At 43.0% G+C, this 19,037-nt stretch carries 22 protein-coding genes; 12 read left to right on the top strand and 10 right to left on the bottom strand.

Annotation, left to right across the window (positions count from 1 at the left end):
* Window positions 1-2 precede the first annotated feature (2 nt).
* Entirely contained in the window at window positions 3-782 is a 780-nt protein-coding gene (gene tatD / locus BTO08_RS14715; protein ID WP_198038474.1) for a 3'-5' ssDNA/RNA exonuclease TatD, read from the top strand.
* A gap of 59 nt (window positions 783-841) precedes the next feature.
* Window positions 842-1,891 carry a porphobilinogen synthase gene (gene hemB, locus BTO08_RS14710; protein ID WP_005372441.1) on the top strand — a complete coding sequence of 350 codons (1,050 nt, stop codon included), beginning with the start codon at window positions 842-844 and terminating at the stop codon, window positions 1,889-1,891.
* Between the two features lie 68 nt (window positions 1,892-1,959).
* Here the strand turns inward: hemB and asnC are convergent, their stop codons facing one another.
* On the bottom strand, window positions 1,960-2,421 hold the full coding sequence (asnC, locus tag BTO08_RS14705) for a transcriptional regulator AsnC (RefSeq protein ID WP_005372443.1): 462 nt from the start codon (window positions 2,419-2,421) through the stop codon (window positions 1,960-1,962).
* A gap of 165 nt (window positions 2,422-2,586) precedes the next feature.
* Here asnC and BTO08_RS14700 point away from each other — a divergent pair, with 165 nt between their 5' ends.
* The 3 genes from BTO08_RS14700 (at window position 2,587) to BTO08_RS22355 (ending at window position 4,284) form a co-directional block, all read left to right on the top strand.
* Window positions 2,587-3,360 carry a class I SAM-dependent methyltransferase gene (locus BTO08_RS14700; RefSeq protein WP_045084598.1) on the top strand — a complete coding sequence of 258 codons (774 nt, stop codon included), beginning with the start codon at window positions 2,587-2,589 and terminating at the stop codon, window positions 3,358-3,360.
* Window positions 3,361-3,481: 121 nt separating this feature from the next.
* Window positions 3,482-3,940 (top strand): hypothetical protein, encoded by a 459-nt coding sequence (locus BTO08_RS14695; protein WP_105061469.1) that lies wholly within the window; start codon window positions 3,482-3,484, stop codon window positions 3,938-3,940.
* Window positions 3,941-4,125: 185 nt separating this feature from the next.
* Window positions 4,126-4,284, top strand: coding sequence for a hypothetical protein (locus BTO08_RS22355; protein WP_198038482.1), 159 nt, complete (start codon window positions 4,126-4,128; stop codon window positions 4,282-4,284).
* Here BTO08_RS22355 and BTO08_RS14690 read toward each other — a convergent pair.
* Genes BTO08_RS14690 through hemC form a run of 4 tightly spaced genes read right to left on the bottom strand, consistent with a single transcriptional unit; the run spans window position 4,281 to window position 8,513 of the window.
* Complete coding sequence (locus BTO08_RS14690) at window positions 4,281-5,471, bottom strand: heme biosynthesis protein HemY (RefSeq protein ID WP_105061468.1); 1,191 nt, start codon at window positions 5,469-5,471, stop codon at window positions 4,281-4,283. The genes BTO08_RS22355 and BTO08_RS14690 overlap by 4 nt on opposite strands.
* A complete protein-coding gene (gene hemX, locus BTO08_RS14685; RefSeq protein ID WP_105061467.1) occupies window positions 5,471-6,820 on the bottom strand; it encodes a uroporphyrinogen-III C-methyltransferase in 1,350 nt (449 codons plus the stop codon). The genes BTO08_RS14690 and hemX overlap by 1 nt, the downstream gene beginning before the upstream one ends.
* 14 nt (window positions 6,821-6,834) lie before the next feature.
* On the bottom strand, window positions 6,835-7,581 hold the full coding sequence (locus BTO08_RS14680; protein WP_105061466.1) for a uroporphyrinogen-III synthase: 747 nt from the start codon (window positions 7,579-7,581) through the stop codon (window positions 6,835-6,837).
* Window positions 7,581-8,513, bottom strand: a complete 933-nt coding sequence (hemC, locus tag BTO08_RS14675; RefSeq protein ID WP_105061465.1) for a hydroxymethylbilane synthase — start codon at window positions 8,511-8,513, stop codon at window positions 7,581-7,583. Before hemC ends, BTO08_RS14680 begins: the two co-directional genes overlap by 1 nt.
* Before the next feature lie 394 nt (window positions 8,514-8,907).
* Here hemC and BTO08_RS14670 point away from each other — a divergent pair, with 394 nt between their 5' ends.
* Window positions 8,908-11,463: a class I adenylate cyclase gene (locus tag BTO08_RS14670; protein ID WP_105061464.1), complete on the top strand. Its 2,556-nt coding sequence runs from the start codon at window positions 8,908-8,910 to the stop codon at window positions 11,461-11,463.
* Window positions 11,464-11,546: 83 nt separating this feature from the next.
* On the opposite strand, the gene cyaY is transcribed toward BTO08_RS14670, so the two are convergent.
* Window positions 11,547-11,858: an iron donor protein CyaY gene (cyaY, locus tag BTO08_RS14665; protein WP_005372465.1), complete on the bottom strand. Its 312-nt coding sequence runs from the start codon at window positions 11,856-11,858 to the stop codon at window positions 11,547-11,549.
* A gap of 78 nt (window positions 11,859-11,936) precedes the next feature.
* Between cyaY and lptM the strand changes: the two genes are divergently transcribed.
* The 6 genes from lptM to yigB all read left to right on the top strand — a co-directional run bounded on the left by lptM (window position 11,937) and on the right by yigB (window position 16,605).
* Window positions 11,937-12,053: an LPS translocon maturation chaperone LptM gene (gene lptM, locus BTO08_RS14660; protein ID WP_005372467.1), complete on the top strand. Its 117-nt coding sequence runs from the start codon at window positions 11,937-11,939 to the stop codon at window positions 12,051-12,053.
* Between the two features lie 63 nt (window positions 12,054-12,116).
* Window positions 12,117-13,367 (top strand): diaminopimelate decarboxylase, encoded by a 1,251-nt coding sequence (gene lysA / locus BTO08_RS14655; RefSeq protein WP_105061463.1) that lies wholly within the window; start codon window positions 12,117-12,119, stop codon window positions 13,365-13,367.
* A 38-nt stretch (window positions 13,368-13,405) separates the two neighbouring features.
* Window positions 13,406-14,236 (top strand): diaminopimelate epimerase, encoded by an 831-nt coding sequence (gene dapF / locus BTO08_RS14650; RefSeq protein WP_005372470.1) that lies wholly within the window; start codon window positions 13,406-13,408, stop codon window positions 14,234-14,236.
* The gene (locus tag BTO08_RS14645) at window positions 14,233-14,937 is read left to right on the top strand and encodes a DUF484 family protein (protein WP_005372471.1); all 705 of its coding nucleotides are present in this window, start codon (window positions 14,233-14,235) and stop codon (window positions 14,935-14,937) included. The genes dapF and BTO08_RS14645 overlap by 4 nt, the downstream gene beginning before the upstream one ends.
* A 1-nt stretch (window position 14,938) precedes the next feature.
* Window positions 14,939-15,844 carry a tyrosine recombinase XerC gene (gene xerC / locus BTO08_RS14640; protein WP_045128846.1) on the top strand — a complete coding sequence of 302 codons (906 nt, stop codon included), beginning with the start codon at window positions 14,939-14,941 and terminating at the stop codon, window positions 15,842-15,844.
* Window positions 15,845-15,876: 32 nt separating this feature from the next.
* Window positions 15,877-16,605, top strand: a complete 729-nt coding sequence (yigB, locus tag BTO08_RS14635; RefSeq protein WP_105061462.1) for a 5-amino-6-(5-phospho-D-ribitylamino)uracil phosphatase YigB — start codon at window positions 15,877-15,879, stop codon at window positions 16,603-16,605.
* Between the two features lie 59 nt (window positions 16,606-16,664).
* Here the strand turns inward: yigB and BTO08_RS14630 are convergent, their stop codons facing one another.
* From BTO08_RS14630 to BTO08_RS14615, 4 genes are read right to left on the bottom strand one after another with little or no spacing between them, the layout of a single operon-like run.
* On the bottom strand, window positions 16,665-17,117 hold the full coding sequence (locus BTO08_RS14630) for a DoxX family protein (protein ID WP_105061461.1): 453 nt from the start codon (window positions 17,115-17,117) through the stop codon (window positions 16,665-16,667).
* Window positions 17,110-17,928: an HvfC/BufC N-terminal domain-containing protein gene (locus BTO08_RS14625; protein ID WP_105061460.1), complete on the bottom strand. Its 819-nt coding sequence runs from the start codon at window positions 17,926-17,928 to the stop codon at window positions 17,110-17,112. Before BTO08_RS14625 ends, BTO08_RS14630 begins: the two co-directional genes overlap by 8 nt.
* Complete coding sequence (gene bufB, locus BTO08_RS14620; RefSeq protein ID WP_105061459.1) at window positions 17,906-18,769, bottom strand: MNIO family bufferin maturase; 864 nt, start codon at window positions 18,767-18,769, stop codon at window positions 17,906-17,908. The genes BTO08_RS14625 and bufB overlap by 23 nt, the downstream gene beginning before the upstream one ends.
* Window positions 18,769-19,032: a BufA1 family periplasmic bufferin-type metallophore gene (locus BTO08_RS14615; protein ID WP_105061458.1), complete on the bottom strand. Its 264-nt coding sequence runs from the start codon at window positions 19,030-19,032 to the stop codon at window positions 18,769-18,771. The genes bufB and BTO08_RS14615 overlap by 1 nt, the downstream gene beginning before the upstream one ends.
* Window positions 19,033-19,037 lie beyond the last annotated feature (5 nt).

Raw genomic sequence — 19,037 nt, 5'->3', positions numbered from 1 at the left:
AGATGATAGATATTGGTGTTAACTTAACAAATAACCGTTTTGATAAAGATCGTGCGGACGTGATCACGCGTGCTCAAGAAGCGGGAGTGAAGCATTTAATTATTACGGGCACCAGTATTGAAGAGAGCATTGAAGCGCAACAAATGGCGCAGCAATGGCCGAACTACTGTTACTCAACCGCAGGCGTTCATCCGCATGATGCAAAATCTGTCTCCGATCTTTTGTTACCAGAAATTCGTGCACTAGCAGCAGAGCCTGAAGTGGTAGCGATTGGCGAATGTGGGCTCGACTTCAACCGCGACTTTTCTCCTCGTCCACAGCAAGAAGCAGTATTTGAAGCACAATTAGCCTTAGCGGCAGAGTTACAATTACCCGTTTTTATGCATTGCCGAGATGCGCATGAGCGTTTCATTGAAATCCTTACCCCTTGGCGAGATAAATTACCGGCGGTAGTGCTGCATTGTTTTACTGGCTCTGAGCAAGAGCTAAAAGCATGCTTAGCGCTAGATTTACACATTGGTATTACGGGGTGGGTATGTGATGAGCGTCGTGGTCAAGAGCTACGTGAAGTCGTGCGTCATATTCCCGCGAACCGCTTAATGATTGAAACCGATTGCCCATACTTATTGCCTCGTGACTATCGTCCGAAGCCAAAATCGAGTCGCAATGAACCCAAGTTTTTACCGCATATTGCCGCGGTGATTGCTGAGTGCCGTGGTGAAACACCTGAGCAAGTTATGACGCAGTCAGAGGCGAATAGTCAGGCTTTTTTTTCGATTTAAGCCACATTGGTTAGTCTGAGTGATATTATCTAATCCTATTTTTTAGCAAGGAGTTTGTCGTGTCAGTATCTATTCAAGGTGCGTTTCCTGGTCGTCGTATGCGTCGGATCCGTAAGCATGATTTTAGTCGTCGTCTAATGTCAGAAAATCAATTATCTGTGAATGATTTGATTTATCCGATGTTTGTTTTGATGGGTAAAAATCGTCGTGAAACGGTTGACTCAATGCCGGGTATTGAGCGCTTATCTATTGATTTGTTACTTGAAGAGGCGGCATATCTTGCGAAACTAGGTATTCCTGCGATTGCCTTATTCCCTGTTGTGTCTCAAGAGTTTAAATCAGAGTTAGCAGAAGAAGCTTATAATCCAGAAGGCTTAGTACAAACGGCGGTGCGTGCACTTAAATCGCATGTGCCTGAGCTTGGTGTTATTACCGATGTAGCATTAGATCCGTTCACCATTCATGGTCAAGACGGTATCATTGATGATGAAGGCTATGTTTTAAATGATATTACGACAGATATTTTAATCAAGCAGGCGCTATCTCATGCTGAAGCTGGTGCTGATATCGTTGCCCCGTCTGACATGATGGATGGTCGTATTGGTGCGATTCGTGAAGCATTGGAAAATGCAGGTTATATCAATACCCAAATCATGGCGTACTCTGCTAAATATGCATCGAATTACTATGGCCCATTCCGTGACGCTGTCGGTTCATCTGGCAACTTAAAAGGCGGCGATAAGAAAACTTACCAAATGGATCCTGCGAACAGTGATGAAGCTTTGCACGAAGTGGCAATGGACATCAATGAAGGCGCAGATATGGTAATGGTAAAACCGGGTATGCCATATCTTGATATAGTTCGCCGTGTGAAGAGTGAGTTGCAAGTACCAACGTATGCTTACCAAGTGTCTGGTGAGTATGCGATGCACATGGCTGCGATTCAAAATGGTTGGCTAAAAGAGCGTGAAACCATTATGGAATCACTATTGTGTTTTAAGCGTGCAGGTGCTGATGGGGTATTAACTTACTTTGCGAAAACCGTCGCTGAATGGTTAGCTCAAGATGCTGCTGAGCGCGCTGAATGTTTACAGCAAAAGCCTGAGTAAGTCGTAATATTGACTAAAAAGTAAAAGCGAGCGCCATGCTCGCTTTTTTAATATCAGTAAAACACCTATCAGGGTTTAACATTGCGGTTGATTGGGTTTTGTAATGAGATAAGCGTTTCAGTGGATTGCACTTCATCAATGGCTTGGAGCTTATCAATGAGCACGTATTGCAGCTCTTCAATGGAATGGCACATCAATTTGACAAAAATGTTGTATGCCCCTGTGGTGTAATAAGCTTCAACCACTTCATCAAGCTCATTTAGTTTTGCTAATGCAGAATGATAATCACGGGCGGCATTCAAATTAATACCAATAAAACAGCAAACGTCATAGCCCAATAACTTAGGGTTAATGATCACTTCCGTACCCGTTATAATTTCTGCTGCCCGCATTTTTTCTACCCGTACGTGCACGGTAGCAGGACTGACATTAAATCGCTTCGCCATTTCAGCGTAAGGAATACGAGCATCATTCATTAAGGCATTAAGGATATCGCGATCTAAGTCGTCGATACGAATGGATGGTGTCATAGGTGGTCCTTTTACTATGCGAGGGATTCATTTTTATCGCTGTATCTTATACTTATCTGATGGTGTGATACCAGAGCAAAGGATGATTTGTAGTGCTATAATCCGCGCCCTATGATCGGATGTGAAATGTCACACCCAGATGTTGTTTTTATATCGGAGATTGCTGTGCAGCTTGCCTTAGTTTGTGAAGTTCCTGAACGTCAGCCTGAATTAGATCAATTAGCCGCTCGTTGGGGCTTAAGCCATGATGAAAATAGCAGCTTTGCTTTAGTCCTTACCGCTGAGCAATTAGAGCTTCGTAAGCTTGATGAACCTAAGCTCGGTGCAGTTTCTGTCGATTTAGTTAGCGGTGCTGTCGCTCATCGCCGTAAATTTGGTGGTGGTCGAGGCCAAGCAATAGCAAAAGCAGTTGGACTCAAAGGCGGTATTAGTCCTACCGTCTTAGATGCGACAGCAGGTCTTGGTCGAGATGCTTTTGTCTTGGCAACACTCGGTTGTAAAGTTCAGTTGGTTGAGCGTCATCCTGTGGTGGCTGCATTATTAGATGATGGCTTAGCACGAGCAAAAGCCGATCCTGAAATTGGCGGTTGGGTAAGTGAGCGTATGCAATTGCTCCATGCTTCGAGTCATGATGCTTTGGTCAATTTAGCCGATGATCCTGATTTTGTCGCACCGGATGTGGTGTACCTTGATCCAATGTATCCACATAAGAAAAAGTCGGCTTTAGTTAAAAAAGAAATGCGCGTTTTTCAAACCTTAGTGGGGGCAGATTTAGATGCTGATGGTTTATTTGAGCCTGCATATGCGCTGGCAACCAAACGAGTCGTGGTTAAGCGTCCCGATTATGCCGAATTTCTTGCCCAAGCGAAGCCCTCAATGGCGATTGAAACTAAAAAGAACCGATTTGATATTTATGTAAAAGCGGCAATGAAGGCCTAAGTGGTTGTTGCAAATAAATAGTTACAAATAGGGTCAATAAAATCTTATTGCTTTTCTGGAATTACGAATCATTATCGTTTAATGTTGATAAAAAGGTTCGTTGTTGGCTAGAGGAGTATTCATGGCTAAGACCTTGTGTAAATATCGCCGAGCAGAAATTGTCGATCAGTTTGCGACAATTAGTAAGATTGTAAGCGAACCAAATTTCATGTGTTCAAGTTGTACGAGAGTCGCAAGTAACAAAGAGTATTTGTGTAAGCCAAGCCGATTAACCAATGCGGTTAAGGCTGCTCCTCGTATTGCGAAATTATCGATTCCGCCAGAGCCTCAGCCAATTATGGCAATGAAAACACCGAATGTGCATAATTTGCCAGCCCCTACTGCTGTGGGGCAAAGCCATATCGAAATGGTTGCGGTGGTCGAAGAAGAAGCATTAGCGCCTGATAGCTTAAAGTTAAAGCAAGCTAAGAAGCTGAAGAAACTGGCGAAAAAGAAAAATAAGCAATTAAAGAAAGCGGCGAAAACAGTTAAGAAATTTGAAAAACAATTGAAGAAAGCAAAACTCGCGCTTGGATTGTGATGAATGCAATAAAATAAAAAAGCCTCCAAATTGGAGGCTTTTTTTGGTTTCGTATTAGTCAGCGTTTTTAATTAGTACTGCGGTCATTACGCATACAATTACTGAAACTACGATACCAGAAACAATTAACCAAGGAAGCATATCCATAGCTTAGTTATCCAAATGTTAAGGAAATCGAGAGGCTATTGAAGCGTGTTTATGCGATTGGAGCAATGGCTTGGATATACCTTGAAATGGCTGTTTACACCTTGAAACACTTTATTGTTAAAAGTGTTATTTATCTTGTATTTGACGAAAAAAAAGCGCCCACAGAGGGGCGCTTTTTCGGTTATTTAGCTGATTAAGCTTGCTTACTTGGCTGTGCTAATTCGAGTGCTTGACGAGAAGCTGCAGCAGCACCTTGCTTGTCATCTAACTGCTCTAGCGTTGCGACTAAGTGAGCGTAGTCTGTCATATCAGGACGAACTGCAACGGCTCTTTCAAAATGCTCTTTTGCTTCTTGCCAGTTACCTTCAGCCATTAACATTTGCCCCAATGCACTGTGCGTGACTGCATTATTACCGTCTTGGCGCAATAGCTCTTGTAGTTTTACAATTGCAGGGTGACGATCGGGTAAATTTAACTGAGGTACAAGGCTGATCAAACGCTCATCTTGGCTCTTCTTAAGCGCATCTCGTAAAATTGGGTAAGCATCGCTATCGGCATGACGTGCCATCATTTGTTTGATGAAGCATGCCACGAGCGCTGGATTCTGCTTATCTTTACGCCCCATGTTATTCCAGTAACCCACTAAGCCATCAGTACCATTTTGCTGACCAAGGTGTTGCATTTGGCCACATTGCGCTTGTTCATCAAGGGCTGCCGCTTCTTCTTGGCTGATCACACCAGCTTTCGTTAGCTGTGGTAGTAAAGTTAGCAGTGATTTCCAATCCTCTAGCTTTAAGTAGCACTCTTGAAGTAGACCTAACACAATAGGATTGCGTGCATGATCTTGTTGTACTTCTTGTAATGTTGCCAGTGCTTGTTCAAATTGCTGTTGGCGGATTTGAAGCTTGGCACGGGTGAGTGCAACCGCAAGGTTTTGGCTATCAAGCTCAGCAGCTTGTTTCAAGTATTCATCACGTTGCTCGGTTTTACCTAGTCCTTGAGCCGCCTCTGCAGCAGCAAGGTAGTTAAGAAGTGGTGCATCGCTGAATTTAGCCGATTTAGTTAATAGCTTTTCAGCAGGTTTCCAATCACCTTCTGTTACTTTCAATAGGCCTGCCGAAGTTTGGATACGTGCTTTGCGCACTTTACGTCCACTAAACCAACCGCGGGTTGAACTGCTGATTGAAAAGACGCGTTTTAGAATAAATTCAAGTAATAAGAATACGGCAAACAACGCAACGATTAGTACAATAAGTGTAGTTAGACTCATCTCAATAGTTTGATTTGCCGTTGAGATCAACACATAACCTTGGTTACCTGCGAGTTCGGGGCCAACAATAATACCGGCGATCAGTGCCAGTACCAATAACAATAATTTAATCATTATTTGGCCTCCACAGTGGTTACCGTGTTGTAAGTGACTGTCGCGTTATTCTCGCCTTTAATAGATGTTTCAGCGGGTTGCGTTACTGTTGTTTCAAGTTTCGCTTGGGCTGGCTTTTTTTCTACTGCTGGCGCTTCTGTTTTCGGTGTAGGTTTTACTGCTGGCTTGGTCTGCTTTACAGGTTGTGCCTGCGTATCACCTAATGTCGCCATTTTATTACGTAGCACTTGATTGACGAGCTTAGTAATTAACGCCTGAGATTGCAGCTTATCTGGGTAGTTCACCGTGATTTGCTGTTGGGCTAATTGTTCAAGGCTTTTAATAAAGCTTTGCGTTAGCGGTGAAGACATATCGTAATATTGTTCAGCCCACTTCTTCGCGGTATCAAGAGAGATCTTATAAACATCACCTTGCTCTCGGTAAACTGCATCAATTGCTACTTCTAACTTGTTTTTGATATTTTGCTGTAAGTAGAAATCTTGTTGTGGTGAAAGCAGGGGAACAACATTACCATCACGTTTACGATAAGTAATGAAGTGTTCGCCAAAGTTTTTCAACGATGTCATCAAATTATCTTTCCAATCATTCACCGATTGACTCACGGTTTGTGATTGGGGTTCTTCTTCTGCTTTTGGCAAAATAGCATTAGCTAAAGGCAAGTTATCAACACTATTTTCTAGACTCGTTAAGCGTAGCACTATGCCATCACGGTCAACATTAGTCAGTGATTTTAAGGTTGTGATGTCATTGCTCATTGCTTGGCGTAGGTTCTTCAAGCTTGGATCATTCAGTTCTGCGATACGATGATCGGCAGACTCAAGCAATAACGTTGCACTGGTGACATCATGCTCTAACCAGAGTTTACGTCCCGCCATTTTCACTAGGTAATCCGCTTCGGCTAATAGCCAATCATTCGGACTATTGCCTTTAAGCTCAGTGACTGTAGTCTGCAGAGCTGCAATCGATTTTTGCTGTTGGCTTAGGCTAACTTCAGCACTGCGTAATCCGCCATTAATAAGAGTAATGGTTTCTTTTTGATCGTTTTGCATCGCTGCTTTCATGCTAGCAATTTGTTGTTGGAGCGCATCAATATGTTGTTGCTGCTGCAATCCTTGCTGATGACCGTGATAGTAAAGCCCACCACCGAGTGCGATAACTAATGCAATCGCAACCAACCCTGTTTTGCTCCCTGATTTTTTTTCAGATTTCTCTGTTTTTACTGGTGCTTTAGGTTGCTCTTTGGTTGCTTTTTTTGGCGCTTCTTTAGCCGGAGTAGACGTTGCTGCCGTGGTTGGCTTGTCCTGCTTTGGCTGTTCTGCTGCGTTATTGTTGTTAGATTTTTCTGTCATCCTAATTATTCCGTTTAGCTAAAGTTGCTTAGGAACGTGAAGAGTGCATGATTGGAGGCACTGCCCACGGTGGAAATATTCACAAAGCCAAGCGTTATTGCTTGCTCTGCCACTCTTTGACTTGGGACGAGAAGGTGGCAATTGAGAAACCAAGTCAAATATTGAGCTGGGATCCTTGTTGTTAAAAATACTAGCTGTTCAGCACTGGTAATAACAAGAGTATCCAATTGTTGATGTTGCCATTGTGTCGCTAATTTCTCGCCATCGAGATCAAGCCAACATCGCTGATAAGTTTCGCAATAGTTGACTACTGCGTGGCGTGCCGTTAATGCTTGATGGATCAGTTCTCTGCCACCATTCCCTCTTAAGATCAGTATGTTACAATCTTTAACATGCGCAAGTTCGGGTAAGGCTAATAACCCTTCGCTATCACAGCGATGTTCTGGTGATAATACTTTCTGTCCGCTCAATTTTGTCAATGTTGCAGCAGTTTTATGACCAACAGCTATATAATGCACGTTTTTTGGCCATGCTGCACCTTGAGATATCAAGTAATCGTGCGCAAATGTTACTGCATGATGACTCACGGCAATAATATAATCACCGGCTTTTAATGCATTGATTTGTAGCAATAATGAAGAAAGTCCATCACCAGCTTTTAAGGTTAGTAGCGGTTGGGCTATTGCGCTGATCGCCGCAGCATTAAGTTGCTCTGCCAATTGATAACAATCGGGGGCAGGGCGGGTGATCAGCACTGTCATTACGCGTTACCGTATAAACGGTCTAAAATATCGCGAGCACCATCGTTAAGCAGTTGCTCTGCGAGAGTTTCTCCCAATTGCTCTGCTTGCTCGATTGGTCCGCGAATTTCAGCGCGTACAATCTTACTGCCATCAGGCTCGCCAACTAATGCGCGTAGCCAGATTTGGTCACCTTCAAGTTCTGCGTAACTACCAATTGGCACCTGACAGCCACCTTGTAAGTAGTTATTCATTGCGCGCTCACACAATACGCGTGTTGTTGTCGCTTGATCGCTTAGCGCTTCTAATAACTGACGAACTCGTGTGTCATCGAGACGACACTCAATACCCACGGCGCCTTGACCTACTGCCGGTAAACTCACTTCTGGTGGGATCTCGCTACGAATACGGTCTTCCATTTTTAGACGTTTAAGACCAGCACAGGCAAGAATAATCGCATCGTATTGACCTTCATCCATCTTACGTAAGCGGGTATTAACGTTACCGCGTAGATCGTTGACGATAAGATCAGGGCGTTGGGCGCGTAATTGACACTGACGACGTAAGCTAGAAGTACCCACAATAGCGCCTTGAGGTAGCTCATCAATATTGTTGTATTTATTTGAGACAAACGCGTCACGAGGATCTTCACGTTCACAGATAGTCACAAGACCTAGACCTTCAGGAAACTCAACGGGTACATCTTTCATTGAGTGAACCGCGATATCTGCACGACCTTCAAGCATAGCGACTTCAAGCTCTTTTACGAATAGCCCTTTACCACCCACTTTAGCCAGCGGAGTATCTAAAATGATATCGCCTTTTGTGATCATAGGAACAAGCTCGACAGTAATGCCAGGATGCGCCTGTTCTAGCTCTGCTTTTACGAATTCAGCTTGCCACATAGCGAGTGGGCTTTTACGTGTTGCAATACGGATTAGTTGATTACTCATAAGTATTGGGGATCCATGGTGAAGATTCTATTTTCTATTAAGCACATCGTACCATTAGCATCGTCTGGATGATAATTTGCTTAATCATTTGAGTATATGCATATGATCATGTTGCTAATAGTTTAAAAAAATGTGATATTAATCACATCGACCTTAAATGATAGAATGATGATTGCGCTGGCAACTGGCGGTTATTCATCATTGTACTAATTTGAGGTAATAGTTTAAGGATGAATCACACAGAATTGTCGCATTACCTGACTTGGCATTATCTTTACCAAGGGTATTAAAAGTGTTACATTGATCACGTTTTTGCTCATATTTAACACAGCTCAAATGATCCTAAGGGTGATATTTGGGGTGCTTCAACTCTGTTAGCTCTTGGAAGAGTAATTTGCAAAATTATATTAAGACGCTGAAAGGCAGGCTAGATTCATTGACTGAGCTTCGTATCGAACGAGCACGGTTAGCGATGAATGCTCAATCAGTACAAGTGTTTGACTTGTTGCCTGTCTTACTTCATTACAATCACCCTGCTTTACCGGGTTATCTTGACCAACCGGTATCTCAAGGGATCGCGAAATTTGTTGTGACTGATGTCCAGCAACAATTCGTTGACGATTGCGCCCATTCTGCCGAACTCTCGGTCGACCCCCTATTGCTTGAGATAAATGACTGCCCAATTACTGGCTTGTATGCCATGGGAAGTACCTCATCAATGGGACAAAGCCTGACCAGTGATCTTGATATCTGGGTTTGTATTCGAACTTCATTAACACCAGAAGAACGTAGTGCACTTGATAGCAAGTGTAGCCTAGTGTCGCAGTGGGCAATGGAGCAAGGGGTTGAAGCGAATTTCTTTCTTATTGATGAGAATCGATTCCGTCATAACTTCTCTGAAGCGATGACCGGTGAGAACTGTGGTTCTAGCCAGCATTTATTATTATTAGATGAATTTTATCGCTCTGCCGTTTGTTTGGCAGGGTTGCCATTATTGTGGTTTATGGTGCCGCCAGAAATGGAAGAGTGCTATGACCAATATATGGCGTACTTAATTGATGAAGATTACATTAATCTTGATGAGTGGATTGACTTTGGTGGTCTAACGCGTATTCCAGCCGAAGAGTATTTCGGTTCAAGTTTATGGCAGTTATATAAAAGTATCGATTCACCGTATAAGTCAGTGCTCAAAGCCATTTTGCTTGAAGCCTACTCATGGGAATACCCGCATACCCAACTTTTAAGCCTTGATGGTAAGCGTCGCTTCTTTGCTGAAGATCGCAGTGAATACTGTATGGATGCGTACTATTTAATGTTGGAAAAGGTCACGCGCTATCTTGAACGAATTGATGATCATCGTCGTCTTGATTTAGTGCGTCGTTGCTTCTATTTAAAAACCCATGAAAAGTTATCTCGTGAACCAAGTGCAGGCTCTGTACCTTGGCGTCGTCGTGTTCTCAAGCACTTAACTGAGCAGTGGCAATGGACAGACTCGGTGATTAATGAGCTTGATCATCGTCGTGATTGGAAAGTGGCACAAGTTAAAGAGGCACATAACGAATTATTAGATGCGTTAATGCTAAGTTATCGTAACTTAATCCGTTTTGCGCGTCGTAATAACATTACCTCTGCGATCAGTCCTGAAGATATCAGTATTTTGGCGCGTAAGTTATACGCGGCATTTGAGGTACTTCCCGGTAAAGTCACCTTACTTAATCCACAGATCTCACCTGATTTACATGAAGAAGATATCACCTTTATTCAGGTGCCTGAGGGGCGTACTAATGCTGCTGGTTGGTATCTTTATAAACAGCCCATCGATCCCTTGTTAATTATGGGGCAACCGCCTCTAGAGCATAACCGTTACTTATCTAAGTTAGTTGCTTGGAGCTATTTTAATGGTTTATTAACAGAATCAACGCACCTTCATACTGTGGTACGTGATGCAGATTTTGACTTAGATAAGCTCTATCAATTGGTAAGTGATATTCGAAATACCTTCCCAATTCGCCGTCCGAATCCAAGTTTACAAGCGTTATCGAGCCCGTGTGAAATTCGTCAGTTAGGGTTATTCATTAACTTAGAAAATGACCCAACCAATGAGTTGAAAAACCGCTCGGTACGATTTGATTTTAAAACTACCGATATTTTCAGTTACGGCCCAGAACAGAAATGTTTAGTTGGCAGTGTGGATTTGATTTATCGCAACTCGTGGAATGAAGTGCGTACGCTTAACTTTAGTGGCGATAACGCCATGTTAGACGCACTGAAAACTATGCTTGGGAAGATGCACCATGATGCGATCCCACCTGAAGCGGTTGATGTATTCTGTTATAGCAAGCACATGCGTGGTTTGATCCGTAATTTGGTGTATCAGCTAGTGGCTGAATGTATTGAAATGCGCTTAAAACCGGTTGAAGAAGAAAAGCGTCGCCGATTTAAAGCGATCCGCATTGCTGAAGAAACCTTTGGCTTGTTCTTTGAACGTCGTGGTGTTTCTGTTCAACGGTTAGAAAACCCAGTTGATTTCTACAGTTGCATTTCATCGAATAAAGTCAGTGAAGTGCCTCATGTTGTGATGGGTAAGATGGATGAACCTCACCCTCCACAAATTGTCGATGCTTATGCGAGTGAAGGTTTGATCCAGTTCTTCTTTGAAGATTGCGAGCAGGGCTACAACATCTATATCTTAGATGAAACCAACCAGATGGAAGTGTACCGTCAATGTAGTGGTAATAAAGATGAGATGGTACATGGGGTTAATCGTTTTTATACTTCGGCTCAAGACCGTTTTAGTGCGACCAACTTCATCAACTTTAATTTACCTCAGTTCTACGATATCGTGCACTGCGACAACGGTAAATTACAGGTGTTGCCATTTAAGAGTGGTCAAATGCCGCGTCCAAAGCCTGATATCGATCCTAATTCAACTGGGATGCTCAACAGTTAATACCGTGTTTTGACATGACAATAAAAAGCCTTCAGAAAATGAAGGCTTTTTTTATCGGTAGTTCATGACAATAAATATCTTAATTACCATTCAACCGCTTCACCGGCATGAAGGCTGCATTCTTTTTTAAGTAGTGAAAATAGCTCTTCATCACTGCGGGTACAGCGCCATTCCGTGCCATTATATTTGAAATGATAACCGCCTGACTTTGAAGCTAACCAGAGTTCATGTAATGGCTCTTGGCGGTTTATTACGATCTGACTGCGGTTAGCAAACTCGAGTGTTAATACATTACCCGTTGTCTCTGGCTCAATGTCAGCACCGGATTCATCGATACCTTCTTCGATTTGCATTAGTGCTAAATCAGCTAATTGGTGAAATTCAGTGTCATTCATCTTATTGTGTCCTATTGCTTTTCCTGTTCTTGGTGCGATTATAGAGGGCATTGGTTTGATAATCACTGGCTTTGAATTATGCGTAAAGGTTTATTAGCAATTTTTGTGTTAGGTACCCTAACATTAGCGGGATGTGGACAGAGTGGTGCTCTCTACATGCCAAAAGATGCACCACAGCAAGAGCAAGCAAAGTAAAAATAAACACTGATTTAAACAGTGTCGCCATTGAAAGCAGCTACTTAACAGGGAAGAAAAACATTGGATTACTTTAACTACCAGCAAAATAATCAATTATGGGCTGAAAATGTGCCATTAGCACAATTGGCTGAGCAATACGGTACACCTTTGTATGTGTATTCACGTGCAACGTTAGAGCGCCACTGGAGAGCATTTGATGAGGCGGTTGCGACTCACCCTCATTTAATTTGTTATGCCGTTAAAGCGAATTCTAACCTTGGGGTACTAAATGTCCTTGCTCGTCTTGGCTCTGGCTTTGACATTGTGTCACAAGGTGAATTAGAGCGTGTGATTGCCGCTGGTGGTGATCCGGCAAAAGTGGTGTTCTCTGGTGTCGGTAAAACGGCAGCTGAAATGAAGCGTGCACTAGAGCTTGGGATCAAATGCTTCAATGTTGAGTCTGAACCTGAATTAGAGCGTCTCAATGCTGTTGCTGAAGAGCTAGGCGTTACAGCGCCTATTTCATTGCGTATTAACCCTGATGTTGATGCGAAAACGCATCCTTACATCTCAACAGGATTACGTGATAATAAGTTCGGTATTGTGTTTGATCGCGCGGTGGAAGTGTATCGCCTAGCGCATAGCTTGCCACATTTACAGGTTGTTGGTATGGATTGTCATATCGGTTCTCAGCTAACTGATATTACTCCATTTATTGATGCCACCGATCGTTTATTGGCGTTGGTTGATGAGTTAAAAGCCGAAGGTATTCATATTCAGCACCTTGATTTAGGCGGCGGTCTTGGGGTGACTTACAATGATGAGCAACCACCACAACCTGCAGATTATGCTTCGGCATTACTCGCGCGGTTAGAAAATTACCCTGATTTAGAGCTGATTTTTGAGCCAGGACGCGCTATTGCTGCGAATGCGGGTGTATTACTGACAAAAGTTGAGTTTCTAAAGCATACTGAACATAAAAACTTCGCCATTGTTGATGCGGCAATGAATGATTTAATTCGTCCGACGTTATATTCAGCGTGGCAAGACATTGTGCCGGTTAGCCCGCGTCAGGGTGAAGCACATGTCTACGATTTAGTTGGACCTATTTGTGAAACCGGTGACTTTATCGGTAAAGATCGCAGTTTATGTTTAGCGCAAGGTGATCTATTAGCAGTTCGTTCAGCAGGCGCTTATGGCTTTGTGATGGCATCGAACTACAATACCCGTGCTCGTGCGGCTGAAATTATGGTCGACGGTGAACAGGCTCATGTTGTTCGTGAGCGAGAAACACTAACGCAACTGTGGCAACTAGAACAGATTATTCAGTGATCATGGCTGCGATGAAATGAAAAAAATTAAGGAACATCATGCAGATTAACTTTTCCAAAATGCATGGGTTAGGCAATGACTTTGTTGTTGTTGACTGCGTGACACAAAATGTATTTTTTTCACCTGATGCGATCCGCCGTTTGGCGGATCGACATCGTGGTATCGGCTTTGACCAATTGTTAGTGGTTGAACCGCCTTATGATCCTGAAACGGATTTTCATTACCGTATTTTTAATGCTGATGGTAGTGAAGTCGAACAATGTGGTAACGGTGCCCGTTGTTTTGCCCGTTTTGTTTCAATGAAAGGGTTAACCAATAAATACCATATTTCGGTGAGTACCAAAGCGGGAAAAATGCTGCTGAAACTTGAAAATGATAATCAGGTAACAGTGAATATGGGCGTGCCGATCTTTGAACCAAATAAGATCCCAATGAAAGCAAAGCAGGCTGAAAAAACTTATATCTTACGCGCAGGTGAGCAAACGCTTTTCTGTGGCGCGGCAAGTATGGGGAATCCGCATTGTGTAACGGTGGTTGATGATGTTGATACTGCCGATGTCGATACATTAGGCCCGTTATTAGAATCCCATGAACGTTTTCCTGAGCGTGTTAATGCAGGCTTTATGCAAGTACTCGATCGCAATAATGTACGTTTGCGTGTTTATGAGCGTGGTGCGGGTGAAACGCAAGCTTGTGGTAGCGGTGCCTGTGCAGCGGTTGCGATTGGGCGAGTTCAAGGTTTGCTGGATGAAAATGTAAAAGTTTCTCTACCTGGTGGTGATTTATATATTCGTTGGGCGGGTGAAGGTAAGCCATTATTTATGACCGGCCCTGCCGCTCACGTTTTTGACGGACAATTTATTCAATGACAACACATTCTCAGCAAACTTGTTCATCAGGGGATGACTTGAATGAGGTGCTGAATGAGCAAGCAGTTGTAACTTACTTGCGCAATAATCCCACTTTTTTTTCACGTCAATCGGAGTGGTTGAGTGACGTGCGGATCCCTCATCAAGAGCGTGGTACCGTCTCTTTGGTTGATATTCAATTAGAGAGACTACGACTACGGATCGCCGAGCTTGAGCAACAACATGCCACGTTACTCGCCAATGCAACCAAAAGTGGTGAGTTATCAGTATTGTTCTCTAATGCTCAAGTACAATTATTACAATGCCATAATATTTATCAGGTACTGACGATTATTGATGCCTTAGCGGCGCAATTGGATCTTTCCGTTTGTCTTCGTTTGTTTGATAGCGAAGACAAGTTGTTATACCTCGAACGTCGTCAATTTAACGATTTTTATCGTTCTCGTTTAACTCAAGATCGTCCGTATTTAGGTCGTCTACGTCGCCCTGAAGCTGAATTGTTATATACCCATCCGCCACAGCTAGGATCATTTATTGTGTTGCCATTAGGTCGTTCGGCAGCCAATGGTGTATTGAGTTTTGCGAGCGCAGATGGTGGACACTTTCAACCAGAAATGGACACCTTGTTTGTTGAGCAGTTAGCGACAACCATTAGTTACTTGATAGAGCATTGGCAATATACCCGTGAGGTTATTGACTAATATGTTGCCCCGCAGCTTGGAACAACCACTTGAACGTTTCTATGAATATTTACGTAGTGAACGTGAGCTAAGCTTACATACTCAGCAAAACTATAAGCGTCAGTTAACTCGTGTTGCAGAACAATTGGTCGAATTGAGCGTCGATAATTGGCAGCAAGTGGATGCCGGTTGGGTACGTCAAATCGCCAGTAAAGGGATGCGAGATGGCTTAAAGGCGAGTAGCCTTGCGATGCGCTTATCAGCCTTGCGAAGCTTTTTTGATTTTTTAGTCCATCAAAATGTTTTAAAAGCCAACCCAGCAAAAGGCGTTGCGGCGCCACGAAAAGCACGTCCATTACCCAAGAATTTGGATGTGGATGAAATGAATCAATTGCTGGATGTTAACGATGATGATCCATTAGCAATTCGTGATCGCGCAATGATGGAGCTGATGTACGGTGCAGGGTTACGTTTAGCCGAGTTGGTTGGTATTGATGTGCGTCATATCAGTTTAAGCAAAGGCGACTTACGGGTAATTGGTAAGGGCGATAAAGAAAGGGTGGTTCCTTTCTCTGGCCTTGCTCGTGAATGGGTAGCGAAATGGCTGAAGTTACGGGACAATATTGCTCAAGCAGAAGAGCCTGCACTGTTTGTGTCTAAATTAGGCACGCGTATTTCTACTCGAAATGTACAGAAAAGAATGGCGGAATGGGGACAAAAACAGGCGGTATCAAGCCACATTAACCCCCATAAACTACGTCATAGTTTTGCGACACATATGTTGGAGTCGAGCGGTGATTTACGTGCAGTACAAGAGCTTTTAGGTCACGCGAATTTATCGACAACCCAAATCTATACCCATTTGGATTTTCAGCATTTAGCGAAAGTGTATGATGAAGCACATCCTCGTGCTAAGCGTAATAAATAACATTGACTGCGACGTATTAATACAGAGAGATTATGCATTTTTATCGCCAATTAACGCCAATTATTGCCTTAACCTTTGATCTTGACGATACCTTATACGATAACCGTCCGGTGATTGTTCGTGCTGAACAAGCAATGTTTGACTGGTTAACGCAGATCTTACCGTCACGTATCATGATTGATAAAACCGTTTGGTCATCGCTTAAATCGCAATTAGCGATGCTAGATCCAATGCTTAAACATGATGTCAGTTCGTGGCGATATGAAACCATTAAAATAGGTTTAATGCAGCTAGGGTTTCGTTTATCAGAGGCAGAAATTTTAGCGCAGCAGGGGGTAGATACTGTACTGGCTGTTCGCAACCAAGTCGATGTTCCTGCAGAAACGCATCGAGTATTAAAACAATTAAGTGACCATTTTCCGCTAGTCGGGCTCACCAATGGTAATGTTGATGCAGAAAAAATTGGCTTAGCGCCATATTTTATCGAGGTGTTTCAAGCGGGTAAAGATGGTTTAGCAAAACCTGAGGCAGATTTATTTAACCTTGCGGTTAATACCCTAAATTTACCAGCTGCGACAATCTTACATGTTGGTGATCATCTTATTACCGATGTAAAAGGCGCGAAACAGCATGGCTTTCAAGCGTGTTGGTTTAACGATCAACAAAAATTGATTCAGCAGCAATCGAAGGCGTTGATCTTACCCGATGTAGAAATTACGCAATTGGCGCAGCTGCTTGATATTGTCGGATTAGAGAATTAAAAAAAGCGACCATGGGTCGCTTTTTTATTGTGTATAGCATATTAAGCCTTAATCGATATTCAGTAAGAATGATGAAGGTGTCTACGATTAAAGAAGTGATCAAAAGAGAGACTTCCCGCCCCCCATATCACATTAGTGAGTAGCATCATTCCCCACAGTTGGTGATCATAAAATCCTTTTTCCCAAAGTGCTGGATAGGAAACGACTGCCATGATGTTAAACCCAAAAAGTACGAATGCCATCGGACGAGTAAATAGCCCCAGAGTGAGAAAAATAGGGATAAACACTTCAACCGCAGTACCAATATATGCCGCCCAGTGCCATGGTAATAAAGGTACATGATACTCGTATTCAAAAAGGTATAAGGTACTGTCCCAACTTGAGTATTTGATCATGCCAGATTGAAAAAATACCCATGCAACCCAGAGGCGAGTAAAGAGCAACACAAGCGGGATAAAAGGGGTGGTTAGCCGTGAGAAAAAAGGGTCGATACGGCGAATAAAACTATCCATCGTTTGCCTCCACGATATCGTCGGTGAGTTGATATTCAAATAATAAAGGTAGTTGTTCAAGCATCTGTGGAGAGGCTTGTTGAAGTGATTTTTGTTGTTTGCAGTGAATGATTAACGCCTTGAGATCTGAAGAGATGACCTGCGTTAATATTTCGTTTCCACGTAATTGAATAACCACGGTTTGTGGCTGATCAATATCAAGTGTTGCCAATGGATCATCAGCGCTAGAAAACTCTGATGCGTGATGGTTGAGCCTTTCACCATCTACAATATGCCACAAATCCCCGACACTATACTGGCTGGTCAAAACATAGGTTGCCGTAGGAATATGAAAATAGCTTTGTCCAAAGGCATCGGCATTTTCTGAATTTTGAAGGTGTTGTAATTTTTCAAATGGAAAACCGTGTTGTTGTGACGGCATGCGGCTGACAATATCTCGGTACCATTCGAGTTGAGCGAGATCTGATAAATACGGTAAGGCTTTGTTGATGGTTTCATTATTTGCAATGGTGCGATGAAACCCTTCACCGTAATGGCTTACATCGCCTTGCGTTAAGGGAGAATGCAGTATGTGTAATCGCGCCAGTTGAACAAAGCAGTCATGGCCGATCATCGCCAGAACTGCGGGATACGTTGCCGAAAGAATATCGGTTAAACTCAAAATAAAATTATTTCGATAAATTTGTAGGTGTTGCTCGGCACTAAAAGTGGTGGCTTTTATCGTCGTAGACGCATAGCTGTGTTTATATTGCAGCGCATCGGAAAAGGCGCTTTGGAGTTGGTGCAGTTCATTGTTGACAGCATATTTCATGGTGATGTTCTCGTTGAAGGAACGCGTTCGCTTTAGCCGCTTCAGCAAGGAGTATCTCTAATGATGGTAACTCTGCATCCCACTCTATTAAGGTTGGAGTATGCTTACCATTTTGCTGTATCCATTGACGATAAAGTTGCCATACAGGCTCACTTACCGGCTTACTATGGGTATCAATCCATATTTCCCCTTCAGGGAATTGTTTCACCGTAAAGCCTGCAAGGTGGATCTCTTTTACCGTATCGGGATTGATGGCATCTAAATAAGTTTGGCAATCAAACTGATGGTTAAAGCTATTGACGTAAAGATTGTTTAAATCTAATAACAAGCCACATCCTGTGCGTTGTTGAACGGCAGTTAGAAACTCCCATTCCGGTATAACTGAGTGCTTAAAACTGAGATAGCTCGATGGGTTTTCAATTAATAATTGTCTGTTGAGGTAATCTTGCACTTGTTCGACATGCGTACAGAAAACATCAAGCGCTTCTTCGGTATAAGGCAGAGGCAGTAAATCGTTAAAGTATTGACCGTTAACTGAACTCCAACTGAGGTGATCTGAAACCGCAAAAGGATTAACAACGTCAATGAGTTGTTTCAGTTGCTTTAAATGCTCACGGTTAATCGGATCGACTGAGCCAAGGGATAGCCCAATACCATGACAACTCATCGGGTAATGCTCGATGATGGCTAACAGTTGTTGATATTGAGGCGCATGGCGGTTGAAATAGTTTTCACTGTGAATTTCAAGCCAGCCAATATCTGGACGTTGCGCGATAATCGGTTGGTGATGAGGTGAGCGTAAACCCACCCCAACCATATCCGTTAATAATGGATAGCTCATTATGCAGACTCTGTTGAACCACCATGAAGGCGATCGCAAAGCCCTTTAGGCATCGCAATGAAGGCATCTTTTTGACCATCTTCTTTGGCTGAGCCTGCACATGATGTTGTTTTCGTTGCGCAGTCATTTTTTCCTGCTTTCGCCACCCCATAACATTTTTCTTTTGCTTCGCCAGCAACGGCAGAAGTTGAGACTACTGTACCTGCTAATGCGATAAGACCTGTCATGGCTGATGCGAGTGCAAGTTTGTTTACGTTGTTCATGATGA

Source organism: Photobacterium angustum (assembly GCF_002954615.1).
In the GTDB taxonomy this organism is placed as follows: Bacteria; Pseudomonadota; Gammaproteobacteria; order Enterobacterales; family Vibrionaceae; genus Photobacterium; species Photobacterium angustum_A.
The sequence above is the reverse complement of the archived record's forward strand: the minus strand, read 5'-3'. Positions and strand labels throughout refer to the sequence as shown.

Bases quoted from the DNA above. Each gene is read 5' to 3' on its own strand.
- tatD (WP_198038474.1), top strand. From the start codon at position 3: ATGATAGATATTGGTGTTAACTTAACAAATAACCGTTTTGATAAAGAT.
- asnC (WP_005372443.1), bottom strand. From the start codon at position 2,421: ATGACACCATCCATTCGTATCGACGACTTAGATCGCGATATCCTTAAT.
- BTO08_RS14695 (WP_105061469.1), top strand. From the start codon at position 3,482: ATGGCTAAGACCTTGTGTAAATATCGCCGAGCAGAAATTGTCGATCAG.
- BTO08_RS14690 (WP_105061468.1), bottom strand. From the start codon at position 5,471: ATGATTAAATTATTGTTATTGGTACTGGCACTGATCGCCGGTATTATT.
- hemX (WP_105061467.1), bottom strand. From the start codon at position 6,820: ATGACAGAAAAATCTAACAACAATAACGCAGCAGAACAGCCAAAGCAG.
- BTO08_RS14680 (WP_105061466.1), bottom strand. From the start codon at position 7,581: ATGACAGTGCTGATCACCCGCCCTGCCCCCGATTGTTATCAATTGGCA.
- hemC (WP_105061465.1), bottom strand. From the start codon at position 8,513: ATGAGTAATCAACTAATCCGTATTGCAACACGTAAAAGCCCACTCGCT.
- cyaY (WP_005372465.1), bottom strand. From the start codon at position 11,858: ATGAATGACACTGAATTTCACCAATTAGCTGATTTAGCACTAATGCAA.
- lptM (WP_005372467.1), top strand. From the start codon at position 11,937: ATGCGTAAAGGTTTATTAGCAATTTTTGTGTTAGGTACCCTAACATTA.
- dapF (WP_005372470.1), top strand. From the start codon at position 13,406: ATGCAGATTAACTTTTCCAAAATGCATGGGTTAGGCAATGACTTTGTT.
- BTO08_RS14645 (WP_005372471.1), top strand. From the start codon at position 14,233: ATGACAACACATTCTCAGCAAACTTGTTCATCAGGGGATGACTTGAAT.
- xerC (WP_045128846.1), top strand. From the start codon at position 14,939: ATGTTGCCCCGCAGCTTGGAACAACCACTTGAACGTTTCTATGAATAT.
- yigB (WP_105061462.1), top strand. From the start codon at position 15,877: ATGCATTTTTATCGCCAATTAACGCCAATTATTGCCTTAACCTTTGAT.
- BTO08_RS14630 (WP_105061461.1), bottom strand. From the start codon at position 17,117: ATGGATAGTTTTATTCGCCGTATCGACCCTTTTTTCTCACGGCTAACC.
- BTO08_RS14625 (WP_105061460.1), bottom strand. From the start codon at position 17,928: ATGAAATATGCTGTCAACAATGAACTGCACCAACTCCAAAGCGCCTTT.
- bufB (WP_105061459.1), bottom strand. From the start codon at position 18,769: ATGAGCTATCCATTATTAACGGATATGGTTGGGGTGGGTTTACGCTCA.
- BTO08_RS14615 (WP_105061458.1), bottom strand. From the start codon at position 19,032: ATGAACAACGTAAACAAACTTGCACTCGCATCAGCCATGACAGGTCTT.